This window comes from Microbacterium sp. (assembly GCF_035277845.1).
Classification (GTDB): Bacteria; Actinomycetota; Actinomycetes; order Actinomycetales; family Microbacteriaceae; genus Microbacterium.
In genome coordinates this window covers 1-19,386 of record NZ_DATEJS010000342.1, presented here as the reverse complement: position 1 = coordinate 19,386, position 19,386 = coordinate 1, and the positions used below count along the sequence as shown (strand labels likewise).

Here is a 19,386-nt window from a genome sequence, read left to right as displayed (position 1 = left end):
TCTCCGATCTCGTCGGGCCCGGCGACCTCGACGCCGGCGCGACGCAGACGGTCCGCCCCGCCCGCGGCGCGCGGGTTCGGGTCGACGAGGGCGTACACGACGCGGGCGATGCCGGCGTCGATGAGGGCCTGCGCGCAGGGGCCGGTGCGCCCCGTATGGTTGCACGGCTCGAGGGTCACCACGGCGGTGGCGCCCTGCGCCTGGCCGGGCTGCAGCTGCGAGAGGGCGTCGACCTCGGCGTGCGGCGTGCCGGCGCCGCGGTGGCTGCCTTCGGCGAGCACCTCGCCGGCGGGGGAGAGGATCACCGCGCCCACCTGCGGGTTGACGCCGCGCGGGCCGCGACGGGCGGCATCCAGCGCGCGGCGCAGGGCTGCGCGCTCGGTCTCGCTCACCGTCATCCGGTCTCCTCGTCGGGGGCTCCGGGGCGTGGGAAGGCCGCGACCACCTGCGCCCGGTGCCCCGGCGGGCATCCTGACCTCGGTTCGCGCGTGCTGCCTTCCATCCGGACTCGCGACTCGCGTCGCATCACCGTCGGTCCCGGAGTTCCACCGGGTCGGCCCGCACGGATGCGGGTTCGCGGACTGTCACCGCCGGTTCGGATTCTCACCGACCCCGGAGCACGTTGATGCTCTCGAGTCTACTCAACGCGCCCCCGCGCGATTCATTCCCGCGGATGCACTCATTTCAGCAGACGCGAGAGCCGCCGGTCGGCGAGCACCTTGCCGCCGGTCTGGCACGTGGCGCAGTACTCCAGCGAGTTGTCGGCGAAGAACACCGATCGCACGGTGTCGCCGCACACCGGGCACGTCTCGCCGCGGCGGCCGTGCACCTGCATCCCGCGGCGCTTGGCGTCTTTCAGCTCGGCCGGCGGCTTGCCGGATGCCGCGGTGATGGCCTCGGCGAGCGTGCTCTGCATGGCGTCCCACAGGTTGCCGATGTCAGCGTCGGTGAGCGTCGCGGCCAGCGCGTACGGCGACATCCGCGCGGCGTGCAGGATCTCGTCGGAATACGCGTTGCCGACCCCGGCGATGATCGACTGGTCGCGCAGCACGCCCTTGATCTGGGTGCGGCGGCCGGTCAGCAGTTGCGCGAACGCGTCGCGTGTGAAGGCGGGGTCCAGCGGATCGGGCCCGAGGCGGGCGATCCCGGGCACATCGCTCGCCTCACGTGCCGCGTACACCGCGAGGGACTTCTTGGTTCCGGCCTCGGTGAGGTCGAAGCCGGCGCCGTCCGACAGGGCGACGCGCAGCGCGATCGGCGTGCGCCCCGGCTTGATGACGGTCGCCGGCAGCTGGTCGTACCAGCGCAACCAGCCCGCCTTGGCCAGGTGGAAGATCAGGTGGATGCCGGCATCCGTCGCGATGTCGACGAACTTGCCGTGCCGGCTGACGCCCTCGATCGTGCTGCCTTTCAGCGCGTCGATCGGCGGGTCGTAGGTCTTCAGCGCGGCGATGTTCGCGACCGTGACCCGGCTGAACTGCAACCCCGGCAGCCGCCCGCCCAGGAAGTCGACGAGCCCCTGCACCTCCGGCATCTCGGGCATGCGCCCATCCTGCCACGGGGCTGCGACACCCGGGCAGCGCGCACCGGATCCGTCACGTTCGGCCTACTGAGGCGACCGCTCGTGACGGATCGGGCCGGTGCGCGCCAGCCCGAGCCGGCAGCACGCCGCTGTCGCTACAGCCAGCCCCGCGCGGAGGCCTTCGCTCCGGCCTGGAACCGGCTCGTCGCCCCGAGGCGGGTCAGCAGGTCCGCGACCCGCCGGCGCACGGTGCGCTCCGACAGCCCGAGCTGGCGGGCGATGGTCTCGTCCTTCAGGCCGGCGTTGAGCAGCGACAGCAGCTCGCGGTCGGTGCGCTCCATGTCCTCGTCGACGGCGGCCGGCGCGAACACCGGAGCGGCCCGCTCCCACGTGGCCTCGAAGAGCTCGACGAGCGCATCGCACAGCCGGGACTGCCACACCATGACCGCGGTCGTGCGCACGCTCTCGGCGCGGGCGGTCAGGGGGATGACCGCGGCACGGCGGTCCACGAGCACCATCTTCAACGGCACGTTCGGCACCACCCGGGCCTGTTCGCCGCGGCCGACGAGATCGCGGATGTCGTCGGCCTTGCCGTCGATCGACAGCACCTCCGCGGCGTAGATGCCCCGCACCTTCACGCCGCGGGCGAGCAGGTCGTGTTCATCCGTGTTGGCTTTGGCGGAGCCGCCCACGTACGGCGGCTCGTCGAACGCGAGCACTTCGGTCTCGGCCGAGCGCAGCAAGGTGGAGACCCGCTCGGTGATGGCGCCCGGCCCCTCGAGCACCTCCACGAGTCGCTGGGGTTCGGTGCGCAGCATCCGCTCGTGGTACTCGGCGGCGTAGCCGGGAAGCGCGGAGGAGGTGCGGTCGAGCTCGGCCTGGCGCATGCGCACGAGGGCCGGGATGGCGATGCGCGGGTCGATGGCGGTGTACCGCGGCGGCGCGCTGCCGTCGTCGCCGACGAGACCGAACTCGACGAGTGCCTCGGCCGCGCGGCGCACCGGTCCCTGCCCGGTCTCCAGCTGGGCGGCGATGTCGCGCGCCGTCAGGCTCGGCTCACGCAGCAGCAGCCGGTAGGCGCGCTCCTCGATATCCCCCAGGCCCACTCCATCGAGCACCTTCGGTCTCCTCACCGTCGAAGTCTCTCTCAAGACTAGCGGCCGATACAGGACAATGACCGGAATATGTCCGATTTGGACATGAATCTGCTGGGAATCCCGAAGGATGCCGCGCCCGGGCGCACACGCCGCGGGCCCGGCAGCGCGTCAGCGCAGGTGCACGCGCCGCAGCAGCCCGACCTTGTCGTACACGTCGGCGAGGGTGCGGTCGGCGATCTCGTCCGCGCGGCCGGCGTTCGCGGCCAGCACCCGGTCGAGCTCGGCGGGGTCGGCGAGCAGCTCGAGGGCGCGCTGGCGCACCGGACCGAACTCCTCCACCACGACCTCGGCGAGGCCCTTCTTGAAGTCGCCGTAGCCGCGACCGGTGTACTCGTCCTCGATGGCCGGGATCTGCCGGCCGGTGAGGGCCGCGTAGATCACGAGCAGGTTCGAGACGCCCGGCTTGCTCTCCCGGTCGAAGCGCACCGAGCCCTCGGAGTCGGTGACGGCGCGCATCACCTTCTTCGCCGACTTCGCCGGGTCGTCGAGCAGCCACAGCACCCCGGCATCCGACTCGGCCGACTTCGACATCTTCGCGGTCGGGTTCTGCAGGTCGTAGATGCGCGCCGTCTCCTTCTGGATGACGGGGGTCGGCACCGTGAACGCGGCGCCGTAGCGCGCGTTGAAGCGCTCGGCCAGATCGCGGGTGAGCTCGACGTGCTGCTTCTGGTCGTCGCCGACGGGCACGATGTCGGCCTGGTAGAGCAGGATGTCGGCGGCCATCAGCACCGGGTAGGTGAACAGGCCCACGTTCGTGCTGTCGGCGCCGTAGCGGGCCGACTTGTCCTTGAACTGGGTCATGCGGTTCGCCTCGCCGAAGCCGGTGATCGTCGACAGCACCCAGGCGAGTTCGGCGTGCGCGCGCACGTGCGACTGCACGTACAGCGTGGAGCGTGACGGCTCGATGCCGGCGGCGATGTACTGGGCCGCGGTGCGGCGGGTCTTCTCGCGGAGCTCCGCCGGGTCGTTCGGCTGGGTGAGCGCGTGCATGTCGACGACCGAGAAGAAGGCGTCGTAGGCGTCCTGAAGGCTGCGCCACTGCATGAGCGCCCCGATGTAGTTGCCGATCTGCAGCGAGTCGGCCGAGGGCTGCATTCCAGAGTAGAGGCGCGGTTTCGTCACTCGCCCAGTCTACGGGCGGGCGGATGCCGGCCCTGATCCGCTGGGCCGGCGGCACCCCGGTGCGGCTCCGCGGTTCGTCTCGCTCCGCTCGCTCGGCGAGCGGCCCGGGGTCACAGCGCGTAGTCGACGATCACCGGGGCGTGGTCGCTCCAGCGGGTGTCCCAGGCGGATGCCCGGAACACGCTGTAGTCCCGCGCCCGCTCGGCGAGCTCCGGGGTCGCCAGCTGGTAGTCGATCCGCCACCCGGTGTCGTTGTCGAAGGCGCGTCCCCGCATCGACCACCACGTGTACGGGCCCTCGACCTCGCCGGCGAAGCGGCGGCCCAGGTCGACCCACCCCATCCCGGTGCCGGTGGAGCCGTCCACGCACTCGACGGTCTCGCCGTCGGCGCCCAGCCAGCAGTCGAAGTAGGCGCGCTCGCGGGGGAGGAACCCGGCCTTGCCGCGGTTGCCCTTCCAGTTGCGGATGTCGAGCTCCCGGTGCCCGACGTTGAGGTCGCCCATGATGACCGACAGGGGAGCGGACTCGCGCAGCGCCGGCATCCTGCTCGTCATCGCATCGAGGAACCCCCACTTGAGGTCCTGCTTCGGGGTGTCGGCCTCGCCGGTGTGCACGTAGGCGCTGACGACGGTGAGGGGTGCCCCGCCCACCGTGAAGTCCGCCTCGAGCCAGCGCCCGGCGGAGTCGGTCTCGTCGCCGGGAAGCTCCGTGCGGATGGCGTCGGGGGCGATCCGGGACGCCACGGCCACCCCGGCGCGGCCCTTCTGCGCCGATTCGGAGTTCACGAGCGTCCAGCCCGGCAGGCACAGGGCGAGCTCGTCGGCGGTGGCGCGCACCTCCTGCAGGCAGACGATGTCGGCCTGTGCGGCATCCAGCCACTCGGTCATGCCCTTGCGGACGGCGGCGCGGATGCCGTTGACGTTGATGGACACGATGCGGGTGGGACGTGCAGACACGCCCGCCAGCCTATCGGCGCGGGGCGACGATGACCGCGCCGGGGGCCGCCGCCTCCACCCGCAGCAGTTCGTCCTCCGCCGCGCGCACGGCGCGATTCGCCGCGAGACGCCGATACCACGGCGTGACCTTCTGCACCTCCTGCGCGGTGCGCAGCCGTTCCCGCGCGGCGGCCAGCAGGGCTTCGTGCTGGGCCTGCAGGCGCTGCTGCTCGGTGATGGCCTGCAGCGGGATGTCCTTGTCCTCGGCGGCGGTCGCGATCCAAGCGGCGGCGACCAGCACGACGATGCTGATGAGCCGGAACCACAGCAGCATCGCGATGAACACGACGAACGTGAGCAGCAGCGTGTTCGACGGCGAGTGACTGGCGAGCAGGCCGATGGACAGCTGCAGCACCGTGATCGCCGCCCCGCCGAGCATCGAGCCCGGCCAGATGCGACGCCACTTCAGCGCGACGCCGGCGAGGAGCCGGAACAGGGCGGCGAGTGCCGCGGTGTTCAGCACGAACGAGATCACGACGCTCAGAACGCTCAGGATGCCGTCGAACCAGAACGACGTCCTGTTCAGGCCCAGCAGCTCCCACACCGTCTGGAGGGCCCACGTGCCGAGGTTGTTCACGATGCCGCCGGCGACCATGGCGATGCCGAAGACCAGGGCGGCGACGAGGTCGCGGGCCTTCAGCAGCAGGTAGGCGCGGGTGTCCTGCGGCAATCCCAGGATCTCGCGGACGGCGCGGCGCAGATAGGTGATCCACCCGATGGCGGTCCAGACCAGGGCGCCGATGGCCACGATGCCCGCGACCGTGAGGGCGCCCGCGCTGGAGGCCACGATCTTGTCGATGTCCGCCGGATTCACGAGCGCGTCCGGGCCGGTGCCGATGACGCCCGGCAGGTACTGGTTGATGAGGTTGATCAGCCAGTCGACGGCATCCGCATCCGCGCCGAGCCACACGCCGACGATCGCGAAGACGACGTAGATCGCGGCGAAGAACGCGAACAGCGCCTGGTAGCTGATGCCGGCGGCGAGCAGGAATCCGTTCGGCCCGGTGAATCCCCGCCAGACCCGCACCGGGAACAGGGCGAGGGTGCGCCGCCGGATCTCCGTCGCGCGGGCGAGCGGCACCGCGAAGCGCTCTCGGAGCTCCTCCTCGCGCTGCTCGAACTCGATGCGGAGGCGCTGCTCCTCGGTCTTGGCGACGGCGGCGATCGCACGGTGGTGCGAGGCGGCCTTCGCCTGACGAGATGCGGCGCTCACCGTCTCAGACTAGCGAGCGGCCGTCATGCGGACCGTTCGGGCGCGGGATCAGGGACGACCGCGCAGGACGGCCTTCTTGACCTCGGCGATCGCCTTCGTGACCTCGATGCCGCGCGGGCAGGCCTCGGTGCAGTTGAAGGTGGTGCGGCAGCGCCACACACCCTCCTTGTCGTTGAGGATGTCCAGGCGCACGTCGCCCGCGTCGTCGCGCGAGTCGAAGATGAACCGGTGCGCGTTCACGATCGCCGCCGGGCCGAAGTACTGGCCGTCGGTCCAGAACACCGGGCACGACGAGGTGCACGCGGCGCAGAGGATGCACTTGGTGGTGTCGTCGAAGATCGCGCGGTCCTTGATGGACTGGATGCGCTCCTTGCCCGGCTCCGGGGTGGAGTTCGCGATCAGGAACGGCTGCACCTCGCGGTAGGACGCGAAGAACGGGTCCATGTCGACGATGAGGTCCTTCTCCAGCGGCAGGCCCTTGATGGCCTCCACGTAGATGGGCTTCGAGATGTCGAGGTCCTTGATCAGCGTCTTGCAGGCGAGGCGGTTGCGGCCGTTGATGCGCATCGCGTCCGACCCGCAGATGCCGTGCGCGCAGGAGCGGCGGAACGCGAGCGAGCCGTCGACCTCCCACTTGATCTTGTGGAGCGCGTCGAGCACGCGGTCGGTGGAGTACACCTCGACGTCGTAGTCGACCCAGTGCGGCTCGGCATCCAGCTCGGGGTTGAACCGGCGGACGTTGAAGGTCACCAGGAACGACTGGATGCCGGTGTCCGCGGATGCCGCGTCGATCTCCTGCACAGCGCCGGGCTCAACGATCTCCGACATCAGTACTTCCTCTCCAGCGGCGGGTAGCGCAGCTCGCCTTGCTCGTTCCTCGTGAACACGACGGGCTTCCAGTCCAGCTTGATGTGGTCGTCCGCATCCGACGAGTGCGGGTCGCCGGTGAGGTAGGCCATCGTGTGCTTCATGTAGGTCTCGTCGTCGCGCGTCGGGAAGTCGTCGCGCATGTGACCGCCGCGGCTCTCCTTGCGGTTGCGGGCGGCGTAGACGACGACCTCGGCGAGGTCGAGCAGGAATCCGAGCTCGACCGCTTCGAGCAGGTCGGTGTTGTACCGCTTGCCCTTGTCGTCGACGTGGATGTTCTTGTAGCGGGCGCGCAGCTCCTCGATCGTGGTGAGCACGCCGCTGAGCGACTCCTCGGTGCGGAACACCTGGGCGTTGCGGTCCATCTCGTCCTGCAGCGTCTTGCGCAGCACGGCGATGCGCTCGCCGCCGGGGTTGTTGCGCACGCCCTCGATCATGTCGCGCACGGCCTTCGCCGGGTCCTCCGGCAGCGGCACGAAGTCCGCGGTCTGCACGTACTCGACGGCGTTGCGGCCGGCGCGCTTGCCGAACACGTTGATGTCCAGCAGCGAGTTGGTGCCGAGACGGTTCGAGCCGTGCACCGACACGCAGGCGCACTCGCCGGCGGCGTACAGGCCCGGCACGACGGTCTCGTTGTCGCTGAGCACCTCGGCCTTGATGTTGGTCGGGATGCCGCCCATCGCGTAGTGCGCGGTCGGCATCACCGGCACCGGCTCGACGACGGGGTCGACGCCCAGGTACGTGCGCGCGAACTCGGTGATGTCCGGGAGCTTCGTCTCGAGCACCTCCGCGCCGAGGTGGGTGCAGTCCAGCAGCACGTAGTCGCGGTGCGGACCGGCGCCGCGGCCCTCGGCCACCTCCTGCACCATGCAGCGGCTGACGATGTCGCGGGGCGCGAGGTCCTTGATGGTGGGGGCGTAGCGCTCCATGAAGCGCTCGCCGGACGCGTTGCGCAGGATCGCGCCCTCGCCGCGGGCGCCCTCGGTGAGGAGGATCCCGAGACCGGCGAGGCCGGTCGGGTGGAACTGGAAGAACTCCATGTCCTCCAGCGGCAGGCCCTTGCGCCAGATCACGCCGACGCCGTCACCGGTGAGGGTGTGCGCGTTGGAGGTGGTCTTGAAGATCTTTCCGAAGCCGCCGGTCGCGAAGATCACGGCCTTCGACTGGAAGACGTGCAGTTCGCCGGTGGCGAGCTCGTACGCGACGACGCCCGCGATCTGCTTGTCCTTGCCCTCGCCCACCGTGATGAGGTCGAGCACGTAGAACTCGTTGAAGAAGTTGATGCCGAGCTTGACGCAGTTCTGGAACAGGGTCTGCAGGATCATGTGACCGGTGCGGTCCGCGGCGTAGCAGGCGCGGCGCACCGGGGTCTTGCCGTGGTCGGCCGTGTGGCCGCCGAACCGGCGCTGGTCGATCTTGCCCTCGGGCGTGCGGTTGAACGGCAGGCCCATGTTCTCGAGGTCGATGACGGCGTCGATGGCCTCTTTCGCGAGGATCTCCGCGGCATCCTGATCGACGAGGTAGTCGCCACCCTTGACGGTGTCGAAGGTGTGCCACTCCCACGAGTCCTCTTCGACGTTGGCCAGCGCCGCCGCCATGCCGCCCTGCGCCGCACCGGTGTGCGAGCGGGTCGGGTAGAGCTTGGTGATGACCGCCGTCTTCGCGCCCGGGCCCGCCTCGATGGCGGCCCGCATGCCGGCGCCGCCGGCGCCCACGATGACGATGTCGAACTGGTGGTAGTGCACGCCGTCCTTGATGACGACGTCTTCGCTGTCGATGCTCACGAGACTCCTAGGACGTGGTGCTTAAGACGCAGGGCAGAAGGTGGGCAGCAGGTCCTTCGCGGCGCCTGCGGGGCACGGGTCGAACGTGAAGACCACGAGGGTGCCGAGGATGATGAGGATGGCGGCGGCCAGCGCGACGAGGGCCGTGAGCGTCTTGCGAGCGGTCGCGTGGGTGACGTAGTCGGCGATCACCGTGCGCATGCCGTTGGCGCCGTGGATGAAGGCGAGCCACAGCATCAGCACGTCCCACCACTGCCAGAACGGCGTGGCGTACTTGCCGGCGACGAACGCGAAGTCGATCTGGCGCACGCCCTCGCCGAGCACGAGGTTGACGAGCAGGTGGCCGAAGATGAGTATCACGAGCGCGAAGCCCGAGATGCGCATGTACATCCACGCCCACTTCTCGAGGTTCACGCCCCTGTTGCGCGCGGGGGCCGCCGGGGTGCGGGGGTCGGCGATGGTCTCAGCAGTCATGTCCGTTCCCCTTTCTCAGTGAGCGCCGGAGATCTCGGCGGCGATGACCATGAGCTGTCGCGGCAGGAACCCGGCCATGACGATCACCCAGAGGGTCCAGACCGCCCAGCTGAGCTGGCGCTGGTAGCGGGCGCCCTTCGACCAGAAGTCCACGAAGAAGATGCGCAGGCCGTTGAAGGCGTGGTACGCGATCGCGGCGACGAGCACCGCCTCGCCGAGCCCCATGATCGGGTTCTTGTACGTGCCGATGACGGCGTTGTACGCCTCGGGGGAGACGCGCACCAGTGAGGTGTCCAGCACGTGCACCAGCAGGAAGAAGAAGATGGCGACGCCGGTGATGCGGTGGAACACCCAGGACCACATGCCGGTGTGGCCGCGATAGAGCGTGCCGCGCGGGGTCCGGGAGGTCGTCTGCGAGATCTGCGGTGTGAGGCGTGTGGAAGCCGACACGACCGTCCTCCTTACGAATGCGAGCAGCCTCGGAACGGGCCGCGGGATGAGGGACGAATCCCTGGCGTCGCACGGGCGCCGCTCACATCCTATTCCCAGCGCCGGGGGTGCGCCGGGAAGGTGACCCTTACCCGAGGACGTCCGACCATCGCCCCGCGAGCGGCGGAACAGGATGCCGCACAGGTGCCCTGAGCCTCCGGTCGATACCCTCGGAGCATGTCTGAGCAGATCCCCGACTTCCACGCCATCATCCCGGCGGGCGGCATCGGGTCGCGGCTGTGGCCGCTGTCGCGGGCGGATGCCCCCAAGTTCCTGCACGACCTGACGGGGTCCGGCCAGTCGCTGCTGCGCGACACCTGGGACCGCCTCGAGCCCCTCACCGGGCCGGACCGCATCGCGGTGGTCACCGGACGCGCGCACCGGGCCGCGGTGGAAGGGCAGCTGCCCGGCATCCCGGACCGCAACGTCATCCTCGAATCGGAGCCGCGCGACTCGACGGCCGCGATCGGCCTGGCGGCGGCGATCCTCGCGCGGCGCGAGCCGGACGTCATCATCGGCTCGTTCGCCGCCGACCACGTCATCCGCGTGCCGCACCTGTTCGACTGGGCGGTGCGCCAGGCGGTCGCGGTGGCCCGCGAGGGATACATCTGCACGATCGGCATCCCGCCCACCGAGCCGTCGATCGGCTTCGGCTACATCCACAAGGCCGGCGAACTGCTGATCGACGGCGCCCCTGAAGCCGCCACGGTGGAGCGGTTCGTCGAGAAACCCGACCTGGAGACCGCGCGGTCGTATTTCGCCGACCGCTCGTACCTGTGGAACGCGGGCATGTTCATCGCCCGGGCCGACGTGCTGCTGGCCGCGATCGAGAAGACCGAGCCGGCACTGCACGCCGGGCTGCTGGAGCTCGCCGAGGCCTGGGACGACCGGGACCGGCGGGGACCGGCGGTGGACCGCATCTGGCCCGGCCTGAAGAAGATCGCCATCGACTACTCCGTCGCCGAGCCGGTGGCCGCGGCCGGCCGCCTCGCGGTCATCCCGGGACACTTCGACTGGGACGACGTCGGCGACTTCGCGAGCCTCGCCAAGCTCAACTCCGGCGGACGCAAGAACGATCTCGCGATCCTCGGCGAGAACGCCCGCGTCCTGTCGGATGCCGCCAGCGGCATCGTGGTGAGCCAGACCAACCGCGTCATCAGCCTGGTCGGGGTGAAGGACATCGTCGTGGTCGACACCCCCGACGCGCTGCTGGTGACCACGAGCCAGAACGCGCAGCGGGTCAAGGGCGTGGTCGACGCGCTCAAGCTCAACGGCCGGGGCGACGTGCTGTAGACGGCGGATGCCGCATCCGACGGTCTCGGGTTGGTAACCATTCCTGCCTGAGGATCGGAAACGCGTGCGGACGCGCGTGAGACTGGATACCTTCAGATGATTCACCCGCGAAATCCGCGGTCATCTTTCGTCATGTGGAGGCATGAGTGACCATCTCGACCACCCGCAAGCTCGTCGGCGTATCCGCCGCCGCCGGTCTGATCCTCGCCCTCGCCGGGTGCGGCGCCGCACCCACCTCGAACCCGACCGGCTCGTCGGGCGGCCCCACGGCGGCGGCCAGCTTCAAGCCCTGCATCGTGTCCGACAGCGGCGGCTTCAACGACCACTCGTTCAACGAGGCCGCGCTGACCGGCATGCAGGAGGCGGCGAAGCAGCTCAACGTCCAGTTCCGCCAGGTGACCTCCAAGTCCGCCAGCGACTACACCCCGAACATGCAGGCCCTCGTCGCCGGCGGCTGCACCTACATCGTCTCGGTGGGCTTCAACCTCTCGGCCGCGACCATCGCGTCGGCCAAGGCGAACCCGAAGATCGACTACGCGATCGTCGACGACCCGGCCGACGCCAACAACGACGGCAAGACCGATGCCCCGAACATCAAGCCGCTGCTGTTCGACACCGCGCAGGCGGCCTACCTCGGCGGCTATGCGGCCGCGGCGTGGTCCGACGCGCACGGCACCGACAAGGTCGGCACCTTCGGCGGCATGCAGATCCCGCCGGTGACCATCTACATGGACGGCTTCGTCGACGGCGTGAACAAGTTCAACGCGGACAAGCACAAGAAGGTGCAGACGTTCGGCTGGAACGTGGCCACCCAGAAGGGCTCGTTCACCGGCGCCTTCCAGGCCAACGACACCGCCAAGCAGACGGCGCAGGGCATCCTGAACCAGGGCACCGACGTCATCCTTCCCGTCGGCGGCCCGATCTACCTGAGCGCCGCGGCGGCCATCCGCGACAGCAGCAAGGGCACCGTCATGCTCGGTGTGGACAGCGACTTCGTGCTCGCCGACCCGAGCGTGAAGGACATCGTGCTGGTGTCGATCATGAAGCGCATCGACGTCGCCGTGCACGACGCGGTGATGGCGGGCGCCTCCGGCAAGTTCGACCCGACCACCTACATCGGCACGCTGAAGAACGGCGGCGTGGGCCTGTCCCCGTTCCACGACTTCGCGTCCAAGCTGCCCGCGGGTCTCACCGACGAGCTGAAGTCCCTCCAGCAGCAGATCATCGACGGCAAGATCGTCGTCCAGTCGAAGGCCACCCCCAAGGCGGCCACGTCCAACTGACGGCACTGCGGCTCACAGCGTGAAGCGGCGACTTCGGTCGTCGCTTCACGCTGTTGGCCCACCCCTCACACGACGTCGTACCTAGCGGATAGGGTGCACACTATGAAGCTCGAGCTGCGTGGAATCACGAAGCGCTTCGGGTCCTTCACGGCCAACGATCACATCGATGTGACCGTGCAGCCGGGAGAGATCCACGCCCTTCTGGGCGAGAACGGCGCGGGCAAATCCACCCTCATGAACGTCCTCTACGGGCTCTATCAGGCGGAGGAGGGCGAGATCCTCCTCGACGATGTGCCGCATCACTTCCGCGGCCCCGGCGACGCCATGGCCGCCGGCATCGGGATGGTGCACCAGCACTTCATGCTCGTGCCGGTGTTCACCGTCGCCGAGAACGTCATGCTCGGCCACGAGCAGACCAAGGCCCTCGGATCCCTCGACCTGGCCGCCGCCCGCAAGCACGTGCGCGATGTCGCCAAGCGCTTCGGGTTCGAGGTCGATCCCGATGCGGTCGTCGGCGACCTGCCGGTGGGGGTGCAGCAGCGCGTGGAGATCATCAAGGCGCTCTCGCGGGACGCGAAGGTGCTCGTCTTCGACGAGCCCACCGCGGTGCTGACGCCGCAGGAGACCGACGAGCTCATGGCGATCATGCGCCAGCTGCGCGACGAGGGCACCTCGATCGTGTTCATCACGCACAAGCTCCGCGAGGTGCGCGAGGTGGCCGACCGCATCACCGTCATCCGGCTGGGCAAGGTGGTGGGTGAGGCGGACCCGGCGGCATCCAACACCGAGCTCGCCTCGATGATGGTGGGCCGCGCCGTCGAGCTGACCGTGCACAAGGATCCTCCGCAGGTGAGGCCCACCGGGGGCCTGGAGGTGCGCGACCTGCGCGTGCTGTCGCATGACGGCGCCGTGCTCGTCGACACCATCTCGTTCGACGTGCGCCCCGGCGAGGTGGTCGCGGTCGCCGGCGTCCAGGGCAACGGCCAGACCGAGCTCACCGAGGCGATCATGGGCCTGCACGCCGGCGTGACGGGCACCATCCGCCTCGACGGCGTGGAACTCGTCGGCCGCAGCGTGCGCGGCGTGCTCGACGCCGGCGTCGGCTTCGTGCCCGAGGACCGCAACGAGGACGGCCTGGTCGGCGGGTTCTCGGTTGCCGAGAACCTCATCCTCGACCGCTCCAGCGACCCCGCCTTCAGCTCCGCGGGCACCATCAACCGCGGGGTGCTCGACGAGTTCGCGAAGGCGCGGATCGTGGAGTTCGACATCCGCACGCAGGGTCCGCAGACCCCCGCCGGCGCGCTGTCCGGCGGCAACCAGCAGAAGGTGGTCATCGCCCGCGAGCTGAACCGCGAACTCAAGCTGCTGCTGGCCTCCCAGCCGACCCGCGGCGTGGACGTCGGGTCCATCGAATTCATCCACAAGCGCATCATCGAGACGCGCGACGCCGGCATCCCGGTGCTGGTCGTGTCCACCGAGCTCGACGAGGTCGCAGCCCTCGCCGACCGCATCGCGGTCATGTACCGCGGCGGCATCGTCGGCATCGTGCCCGGCGACACGTCGCGCGAAGCGCTCGGCCTGATGATGGCCGGAGAACTGCCCGAAGAGGATGCCGCATGAGCACCGACGACACCCGCACGGGCGCGGCGGCGCCCGCCGATCCCGAGCAGAGCCTCGCCGCGCAGTCGGATGCGGCCGCCGCGACGGCCGCCGCCAAGACCGCGGCATCCGGCGCCATGCCCCCGCCGCCCCGTCAGAACGTCGTCATCCGCGAGATCATGCGCGGCAACGTCGTCACGACGATCCTCGCGATCGTGCTGGCGATGGTCGTCGGCGGCATCCTCATCGCGATCACCGACCCGGGCGTGCAGAAGGCCGCCGGCTACTTCTTCGCACGGCCGACCGACACGCTCGGCGCGGCGTGGAGCGCGGTCTCCGGCGGCTACATCGCGCTGTTCCAGGGCTCGATCATCAACTTCTCCGCGTCGTCGTTCACGCAGGCGATCCTGCCGCTGACGAACACCCTCGGGTTCGCGGCCCCGCTCACGGCGGCGGCGCTCGGCGTCGCACTCGGCTTCCGGGTGGGCCTGTTCAACATCGGTGCGCGCGGTCAGATGCTGATCGCCTGCGCGGTGTCGGCGCTGCTGACCTTCCACCTGAACCTGCCCATGTTCCTGCAGCTGCCGATCACGCTCATCGCGGGCATCGTCGGCGGCGCGATCTGGGGCGGCATCGTGGGCGTGCTGAAGGCCCGCACCGGCGCACACGAGGTGATCCTCACGATCATGCTCAACTACATCGCGTTCTACCTGCTGTCGTACATGGTGCGCATCCCCGGCATCCTGCAGAAGCCGGGCACCAACCAGCCGATCTCGGCCGACACCCCGAACAACGCGCAGTTCCCGCCGCTGTTCGGCCCGGACTTCCCGCAGCTCACCTGGGCGTTCCCGGTGGTGCTGGTGGCGACGCTCGTGGTCTGGTGGCTCATCGAGCACTCGAGCCTCGGCTTCCGGATGCGGGCGGTCGGCGAGAACCCGAACGCCGCGCGCGCGGCGGGTATCAGCGTGCCGCGCACCTACATCTACGCGATGCTGTTCGCCGGTGCCCTGGCGGGCCTGGCGGGCATGATCCAGATCCAGAGCACGATCACCACCGGCTTCGACGGCAACATCGACGCCGGCATCGGGTTCGACGCCATCACCGTCGCCCTGCTCGGCCGCAGCCGAGCCTGGGGCACCCTGTTCGCGGGCCTGCTGTTCGGCGCGCTCAAGGCGGGGTCGTTCACGATGCAGGCGCTGCAGGGCATCCCGGTCGACATCGTGCTGGTCGTGCAGTCCCTGATCGTGCTGTTCATCGCGGCGCCGCCGCTCGTGCGCACGATCTTCGGGCTGCCCAAGGACGAGGCCGAGAAGCGGGCGAAAGCCGTGCGCAAGGCGACGAAGAAGGCGGCCAAGAAGGAGGCGGCGGCATGACCATCACGGAGGCGCAGACCGCCGAGGACGGCACGATCCAGCTCGCCGTCGTCCAGGTGCGCAAGCTCAAGGTGCCCATCACCCTGCTCGTCATCGCCGCGCTGCTGGCGATCCTGTTCCTCGCCGCACCTGCGCACGGCGACACGCTGTACCGGCTCTCCGAGAGCGGGGAGGCGATCAAGCTCGGCTCGATCGACCTGCCCGCACAGCCCGCGATCTGGACCTCGTGGGCCGTCGCGGCGCTGCTCGCGCTGTGGTCGCTGTGGGGGGCGTGGAGCTACCGGCCGACGCCGTTGTGGCTGACGATCGTGTACGCACTGCTGGCGATGTTCGCGTTCATGACCTGGTCGGGCGCGGACTCCAGCGCGGCCGTGCCGGTGGTGGGTCTGCTCGGCGGGTCGCTGTCGCTGGCGGTGCCGCTCATCTTCGGTGCGCTCGGCGGCGTCATCGGCGAACGCGCGGGCGTCGTCAATGTCGCCATCGAAGGGCAGTTCCTGCTCGGCGCGTTCACCGCCACGGTGCTCGGCAGCCTCACGCGCAACCCGTTCGTGGGCCTCATCGGCGCGATGATCGGCGGCGTGCTGGTCGCCTTCGTGCTCGCGGCGTTCGCGATCAGGTACCTCGTCGACCAGGTGATCGTGGGCGTCGTGCTGAACGTGCTGGTGTCGGGCCTCACCGGCTTCCTCTACACGGCGGTGCTCGCGAACGACGCCGCCGCGCTGAACAGCCCGACGCCCTTCCAGCCGGTCGCGATCCCGGGGCTCTCGGCCATCCCGATCCTCGGGCCGGTGCTGTTCAACCAGACCTTCCTCGTCTACCTCATGTACGTCGTGGTCGCGGTGGTCTCGTGGGCGCTCTACCGCACCCGCTGGGGGCTGCGCCTTCGCGCGGTGGGCGAGCACCCGAAGGCCGCCGACACGGTGGGCATCAAGGTCAACCCGACCCGATTCTGGAACGTGCTGCTCGCCGGGGCGATCGCCGGCATCGGCGGTGCGTACTTCACCCTCGTGTCGGTGCCGAACTTCACCAAGGACATGACCGCAGGCCTCGGCTTCATCGCCCTCGCCGCGGTGATCTTCGGCGGCTGGGACCCGATCCGGGCGACGCTGGCGGCGCTGCTGTTCGGCTTCGCCCAGAACCTGCAGAACCTGCTCAACGTGCTGGGCACGCCCATCCCGAGCGAGTTCATGCTGATGCTGCCGTATGTCGTGACGATCCTGGCGGTGGTCGGCTTCGCCGGCCAGATCCGGGCTCCTGCGGCCGACGGCAAACCGTACATCAAGGGATGACATGACAGACATCGACTGGGACGAGCTGCGCGCCGCGGCCGTCGACGCCATGAAGAACGCCTATGTCCCGTACTCGCGCTACAAGGTGGGGGCGGCGGCGCTGGTGTCGGACGGCCGGATGATCCGCGGCTGCAACGTCGAGAACGCGTCCTACGGGCTGACCCTGTGCGCGGAGTGCGGGCTGGTGTCGGAGCTGCACATGTCCGGCGGCGGGCAGCTGGTCGCGTTCGTCTGCGTGAACGCCGACGGCGAGATCATCATGCCGTGCGGCCGCTGCCGTCAGCTGCTGTTCGAACATGCCCTGCCGGGGATGCTGCTGTGGACGGTGTCCGGCATCCGCACCATCGACGAGGTGCTGCCGGACGCGTTCGGGCCGCGCGACCTCGAGCCGTTCGACCAGCTCCGGGAGCAGCGGTGACCGCCCTTCGCCTCGCTCCGCCCGCTCAGGAACCCGAAGAGGCCGAGCTGTGACCGAGGCGTTCGACGCGGTCGACGTCATCCGGGCCAAGCGCGACGGCGGGGCGGTTCCGGAGGACGCGCTGCGCTGGATGGTCGACGCGTACACGCGCGGGTACGTCTCGGACGCGCAGATGGCCTCATTCGCGATGGCCGTGCTGCTGCGGGGCATGACGCGCGGCGAGATCCGGGTGCTCACCGACGCGATGATCCGGTCGGGGGAGCGGATGTCGTTCGCCGGCCTCGGCAAGACCACGGTCGACAAGCACTCCACCGGGGGCGTGGGCGACAAGATCACGCTGCCGCTGGCGCCGCTCGTGGCATCCTTCGGGGTCGCCGTGCCGCAGCTGTCCGGGCGCGGCCTCGGCCACACCGGGGGGACTCTCGACAAGCTCGAGTCCATCCCCGGCTGGCGGGCGGCCCTGACGAACGAGGAGCTCACCGCGCAGCTGCGCGATGTCGGCGCGGTGATCTGCGCGGCCGGCACGGGCCTCGCCCCCGCCGACAAGAAGCTGTACGCGCTGCGCGATGTCACCGGCACCGTCGAGGCGATCCCGCTCATCGCGTCGAGCATCATGTCCAAGAAGATCGCGGAGGGCACCGCGGCCCTCGTGCTCGACGTCAAGTTCGGCTCCGGCGCGTTCATGCACGACATCGACCGGGCGCGGGAGCTCGCGCGCACGATGGTCGAGCTCGGGACCGATTCCGGGGTCGCGACCACGGCGCTGCTCACCGACATGGACACGCCGCTCGGCCTCGCGATCGGCAATGCGAACGAGGTGCGCGAGTCGGTCGAGGTGCTCGCCGGGGGAGGGCCCGCCGACGTCGTCGCGCTCACCGTCGCCCTCGCCCGCGAGATGCTGAGTCTCGCCGGCCGGCCCGACGCCGACGTCGAGGCCGCTCTCGCCGACGGACGGGCGATGGACTCCTGGCGCCGCATGATCCGGGCACAGCACGGCGACCCGGATGCCGCCCTGCCGCAACCGCGCGAGACGCACACCGTCACGGCATCCGCATCCGGCGTCGTCACCCGCATGGATGCGCTCGCGTTCGGGGTGGCGGCCTGGCGGCTCGGCGCGGGCCGGGCCCGGGCCGAGGACGCCGTCGTGCACGCCGCCGGGATCGACCTGCTCGTCAAGCCCGGCGACCGGGTCTCTGCCGGCCAGCCGGTGTTCACGCTCTCGGCCGACGACCCGTCCCGGTTCGCACGTGCGATCGAGGCGCTCGAGGGGGCGTGGGACGTGGACCCCTCCGGGGCCGAGGTCCCCGGCGCCGAGCGCGCGGCCCGCCTCGTGCGCGAGCGCATCACCGCATAGGGCCCGCACCGCGTAGGCTCGTTGAGCCCCCTCCACCGACACCCGAGGAGTCGTCATGCCCATCGATCAGAACGGCGACGCACACGTCGACGGCGTCTCGCTGCGGAGCCTGCCGAAGGTGTCGCTGCACGACCACCTCGACGGCGCCGTGCGGCCGCAGACGATCATCGAGCTGGCGGACGAGGCCGGCATCGAGGTGCCGTCGCAGGATCCGGCCGAGCTCGCCGACTGGTTCGCCGAGAAGAGCGACTCCGGCTCGCTGGTCGAGTACCTGAAGACCTTCGACCTCACCACGGGGGTCATGCAGACGCCGGAGGCGCTCACCCGCATCGCCCGTGAGTTCGTCGAGGACCTCGTCGCCGACGGCGTCGTGTACGGCGAGGTGCGCTGGGCCCCCGAGCAGCACCTCACGCGCGGCCTCAGCCTCGATGAGGCCGTGGAAGCCGTGCAGGAGGGCATCGAGCAGGGCGAGGACGCCGCGGAGGATGCCGGCCACGACATCCGGGTCGGTCAGCTGATCTCGTCGATGCGGCACACCGACCGGTCGCTGGAGATCGCCCGCCTTGCGGTCGACTGGCGCGGCCGCGGTGTCGTCGGCTTCGACATCGCCGGACCCGAGGACGGCTTCCCGCCGTCCCGCCTGCGCCCCGCGTTCGACTACCTGGCCGAGAACTTCTTCCCGACGACCGTGCACGCCGGCGAGGCCGCCGGCCTCGACTCGATCCGCTCCGCCCTGCTCGACGGCCGCGCGCTGCGCCTCGGCCACGGCGTGCGCATCGCGCAGGACCTGCAGATCGTCTCGCGCGAAGGCGAGGACGTCTTCGTCGAGTTCGGCGACCTCGCGCGCTGGGTGCGCGACCGCGAGATCGCCCTCGAGCTGTCGCCGTCGTCGAACCTGCAGACCGGCGCGATCGCCGCGTGGGGCACGGAACTCGCCGACCACCCGTTCGACCTGCTCTATCAGCTCGGCTTCCAGGTGACCGTGAACGTCGACAACCGCACCATGAGCCGCACCTCGCTGACCCGCGAACTGGCCCTGCTGGTCGAGGCGTTCGACTACGGCCTGGACGACCTCGAGACGTTCCAGATCAACGCGGCGGCGGCATCCTTCCTGCCGATCGAGGAGCGCGAGGAGCTCATCGACGTGATCACCG

At 70.0% G+C, this 19,386-nt stretch carries 18 protein-coding genes and 1 riboswitch; of the genes, 8 read left to right on the top strand and 10 right to left on the bottom strand.

What is annotated here, in order from left to right; all coding sequences use genetic code 11:
* The 10 genes from VJR25_RS15205 to sdhC form a co-directional block, all read right to left on the bottom strand.
* The coding region (locus VJR25_RS15205; RefSeq protein ID WP_324116530.1) for a bifunctional diaminohydroxyphosphoribosylaminopyrimidine deaminase/5-amino-6-(5-phosphoribosylamino)uracil reductase RibD at positions 1-398 on the bottom strand (398 nt) is incomplete at its 3' end.
* An 87-nt stretch (positions 399-485) separates the two neighbouring features.
* Positions 486-624, bottom strand: a riboswitch (FMN riboswitch).
* Between the two features lie 55 nt (positions 625-679).
* Complete coding sequence (locus VJR25_RS15200; RefSeq protein WP_324116528.1) at positions 680-1,543, bottom strand: Fpg/Nei family DNA glycosylase; 864 nt, start codon at positions 1,541-1,543, stop codon at positions 680-682.
* A 134-nt stretch (positions 1,544-1,677) separates the two neighbouring features.
* Complete coding sequence (locus VJR25_RS15195) at positions 1,678-2,655, bottom strand: helix-turn-helix domain-containing protein (protein ID WP_324116525.1); 978 nt, start codon at positions 2,653-2,655, stop codon at positions 1,678-1,680.
* Between the two features lie 132 nt (positions 2,656-2,787).
* On the bottom strand, positions 2,788-3,801 hold the full coding sequence (trpS, locus tag VJR25_RS15190) for a tryptophan--tRNA ligase (RefSeq protein WP_324116523.1): 1,014 nt from the start codon (positions 3,799-3,801) through the stop codon (positions 2,788-2,790).
* Between the two features lie 110 nt (positions 3,802-3,911).
* Positions 3,912-4,757: an exodeoxyribonuclease III gene (locus VJR25_RS15185; protein WP_324116521.1), complete on the bottom strand. Its 846-nt coding sequence runs from the start codon at positions 4,755-4,757 to the stop codon at positions 3,912-3,914.
* Between the two features lie 10 nt (positions 4,758-4,767).
* Complete coding sequence (locus tag VJR25_RS15180; protein ID WP_324116519.1) at positions 4,768-6,009, bottom strand: YihY/virulence factor BrkB family protein; 1,242 nt, start codon at positions 6,007-6,009, stop codon at positions 4,768-4,770.
* Positions 6,010-6,057: 48 nt separating this feature from the next.
* Complete coding sequence (locus tag VJR25_RS15175; RefSeq protein ID WP_324116517.1) at positions 6,058-6,837, bottom strand: succinate dehydrogenase iron-sulfur subunit; 780 nt, start codon at positions 6,835-6,837, stop codon at positions 6,058-6,060.
* Complete coding sequence (gene sdhA, locus VJR25_RS15170) at positions 6,837-8,660, bottom strand: succinate dehydrogenase flavoprotein subunit (RefSeq protein WP_324116515.1); 1,824 nt, start codon at positions 8,658-8,660, stop codon at positions 6,837-6,839. The genes VJR25_RS15175 and sdhA overlap by 1 nt, the downstream gene beginning before the upstream one ends.
* 21 nt (positions 8,661-8,681) lie before the next feature.
* Positions 8,682-9,134: a succinate dehydrogenase hydrophobic membrane anchor subunit gene (locus tag VJR25_RS15165; RefSeq protein WP_324116514.1), complete on the bottom strand. Its 453-nt coding sequence runs from the start codon at positions 9,132-9,134 to the stop codon at positions 8,682-8,684.
* Positions 9,135-9,149: 15 nt separating this feature from the next.
* Positions 9,150-9,584 (bottom strand): succinate dehydrogenase, cytochrome b556 subunit, encoded by a 435-nt coding sequence (gene sdhC, locus VJR25_RS15160; protein ID WP_324116512.1) that lies wholly within the window; start codon positions 9,582-9,584, stop codon positions 9,150-9,152.
* A gap of 216 nt (positions 9,585-9,800) precedes the next feature.
* Between sdhC and VJR25_RS15155 the strand changes: the two genes are divergently transcribed.
* The 8 genes from VJR25_RS15155 to VJR25_RS15120 form a co-directional block, all read left to right on the top strand.
* Positions 9,801-10,916 carry a mannose-1-phosphate guanylyltransferase gene (locus VJR25_RS15155; protein WP_324116510.1) on the top strand — a complete coding sequence of 372 codons (1,116 nt, stop codon included), beginning with the start codon at positions 9,801-9,803 and terminating at the stop codon, positions 10,914-10,916.
* A gap of 146 nt (positions 10,917-11,062) precedes the next feature.
* Positions 11,063-12,199, top strand: coding sequence for a BMP family ABC transporter substrate-binding protein (locus VJR25_RS15150; RefSeq protein ID WP_324116508.1), 1,137 nt, complete (start codon positions 11,063-11,065; stop codon positions 12,197-12,199).
* A 102-nt stretch (positions 12,200-12,301) separates the two neighbouring features.
* Positions 12,302-13,819, top strand: a complete 1,518-nt coding sequence (locus tag VJR25_RS15145; RefSeq protein ID WP_324116506.1) for an ABC transporter ATP-binding protein — start codon at positions 12,302-12,304, stop codon at positions 13,817-13,819.
* Entirely contained in the window at positions 13,816-15,171 is a 1,356-nt protein-coding gene (locus tag VJR25_RS15140; protein ID WP_324116504.1) for an ABC transporter permease, read from the top strand. Before VJR25_RS15145 ends, VJR25_RS15140 begins: the two co-directional genes overlap by 4 nt.
* Positions 15,168-16,460, top strand: a complete 1,293-nt coding sequence (locus VJR25_RS15135) for an ABC transporter permease (RefSeq protein WP_324116502.1) — start codon at positions 15,168-15,170, stop codon at positions 16,458-16,460. The genes VJR25_RS15140 and VJR25_RS15135 overlap by 4 nt, the downstream gene beginning before the upstream one ends.
* Before the next feature lies 1 nt (position 16,461).
* Complete coding sequence (locus VJR25_RS15130) at positions 16,462-16,878, top strand: cytidine deaminase (protein ID WP_324116500.1); 417 nt, start codon at positions 16,462-16,464, stop codon at positions 16,876-16,878.
* Positions 16,879-16,927: 49 nt separating this feature from the next.
* Complete coding sequence (locus VJR25_RS15125; RefSeq protein ID WP_324116498.1) at positions 16,928-18,232, top strand: thymidine phosphorylase; 1,305 nt, start codon at positions 16,928-16,930, stop codon at positions 18,230-18,232.
* A 55-nt stretch (positions 18,233-18,287) separates the two neighbouring features.
* Positions 18,288-19,386, top strand: a 1,099-nt coding sequence (locus VJR25_RS15120) for an adenosine deaminase (RefSeq protein WP_324116496.1), incomplete at its 3' end; no start/stop codon positions are given.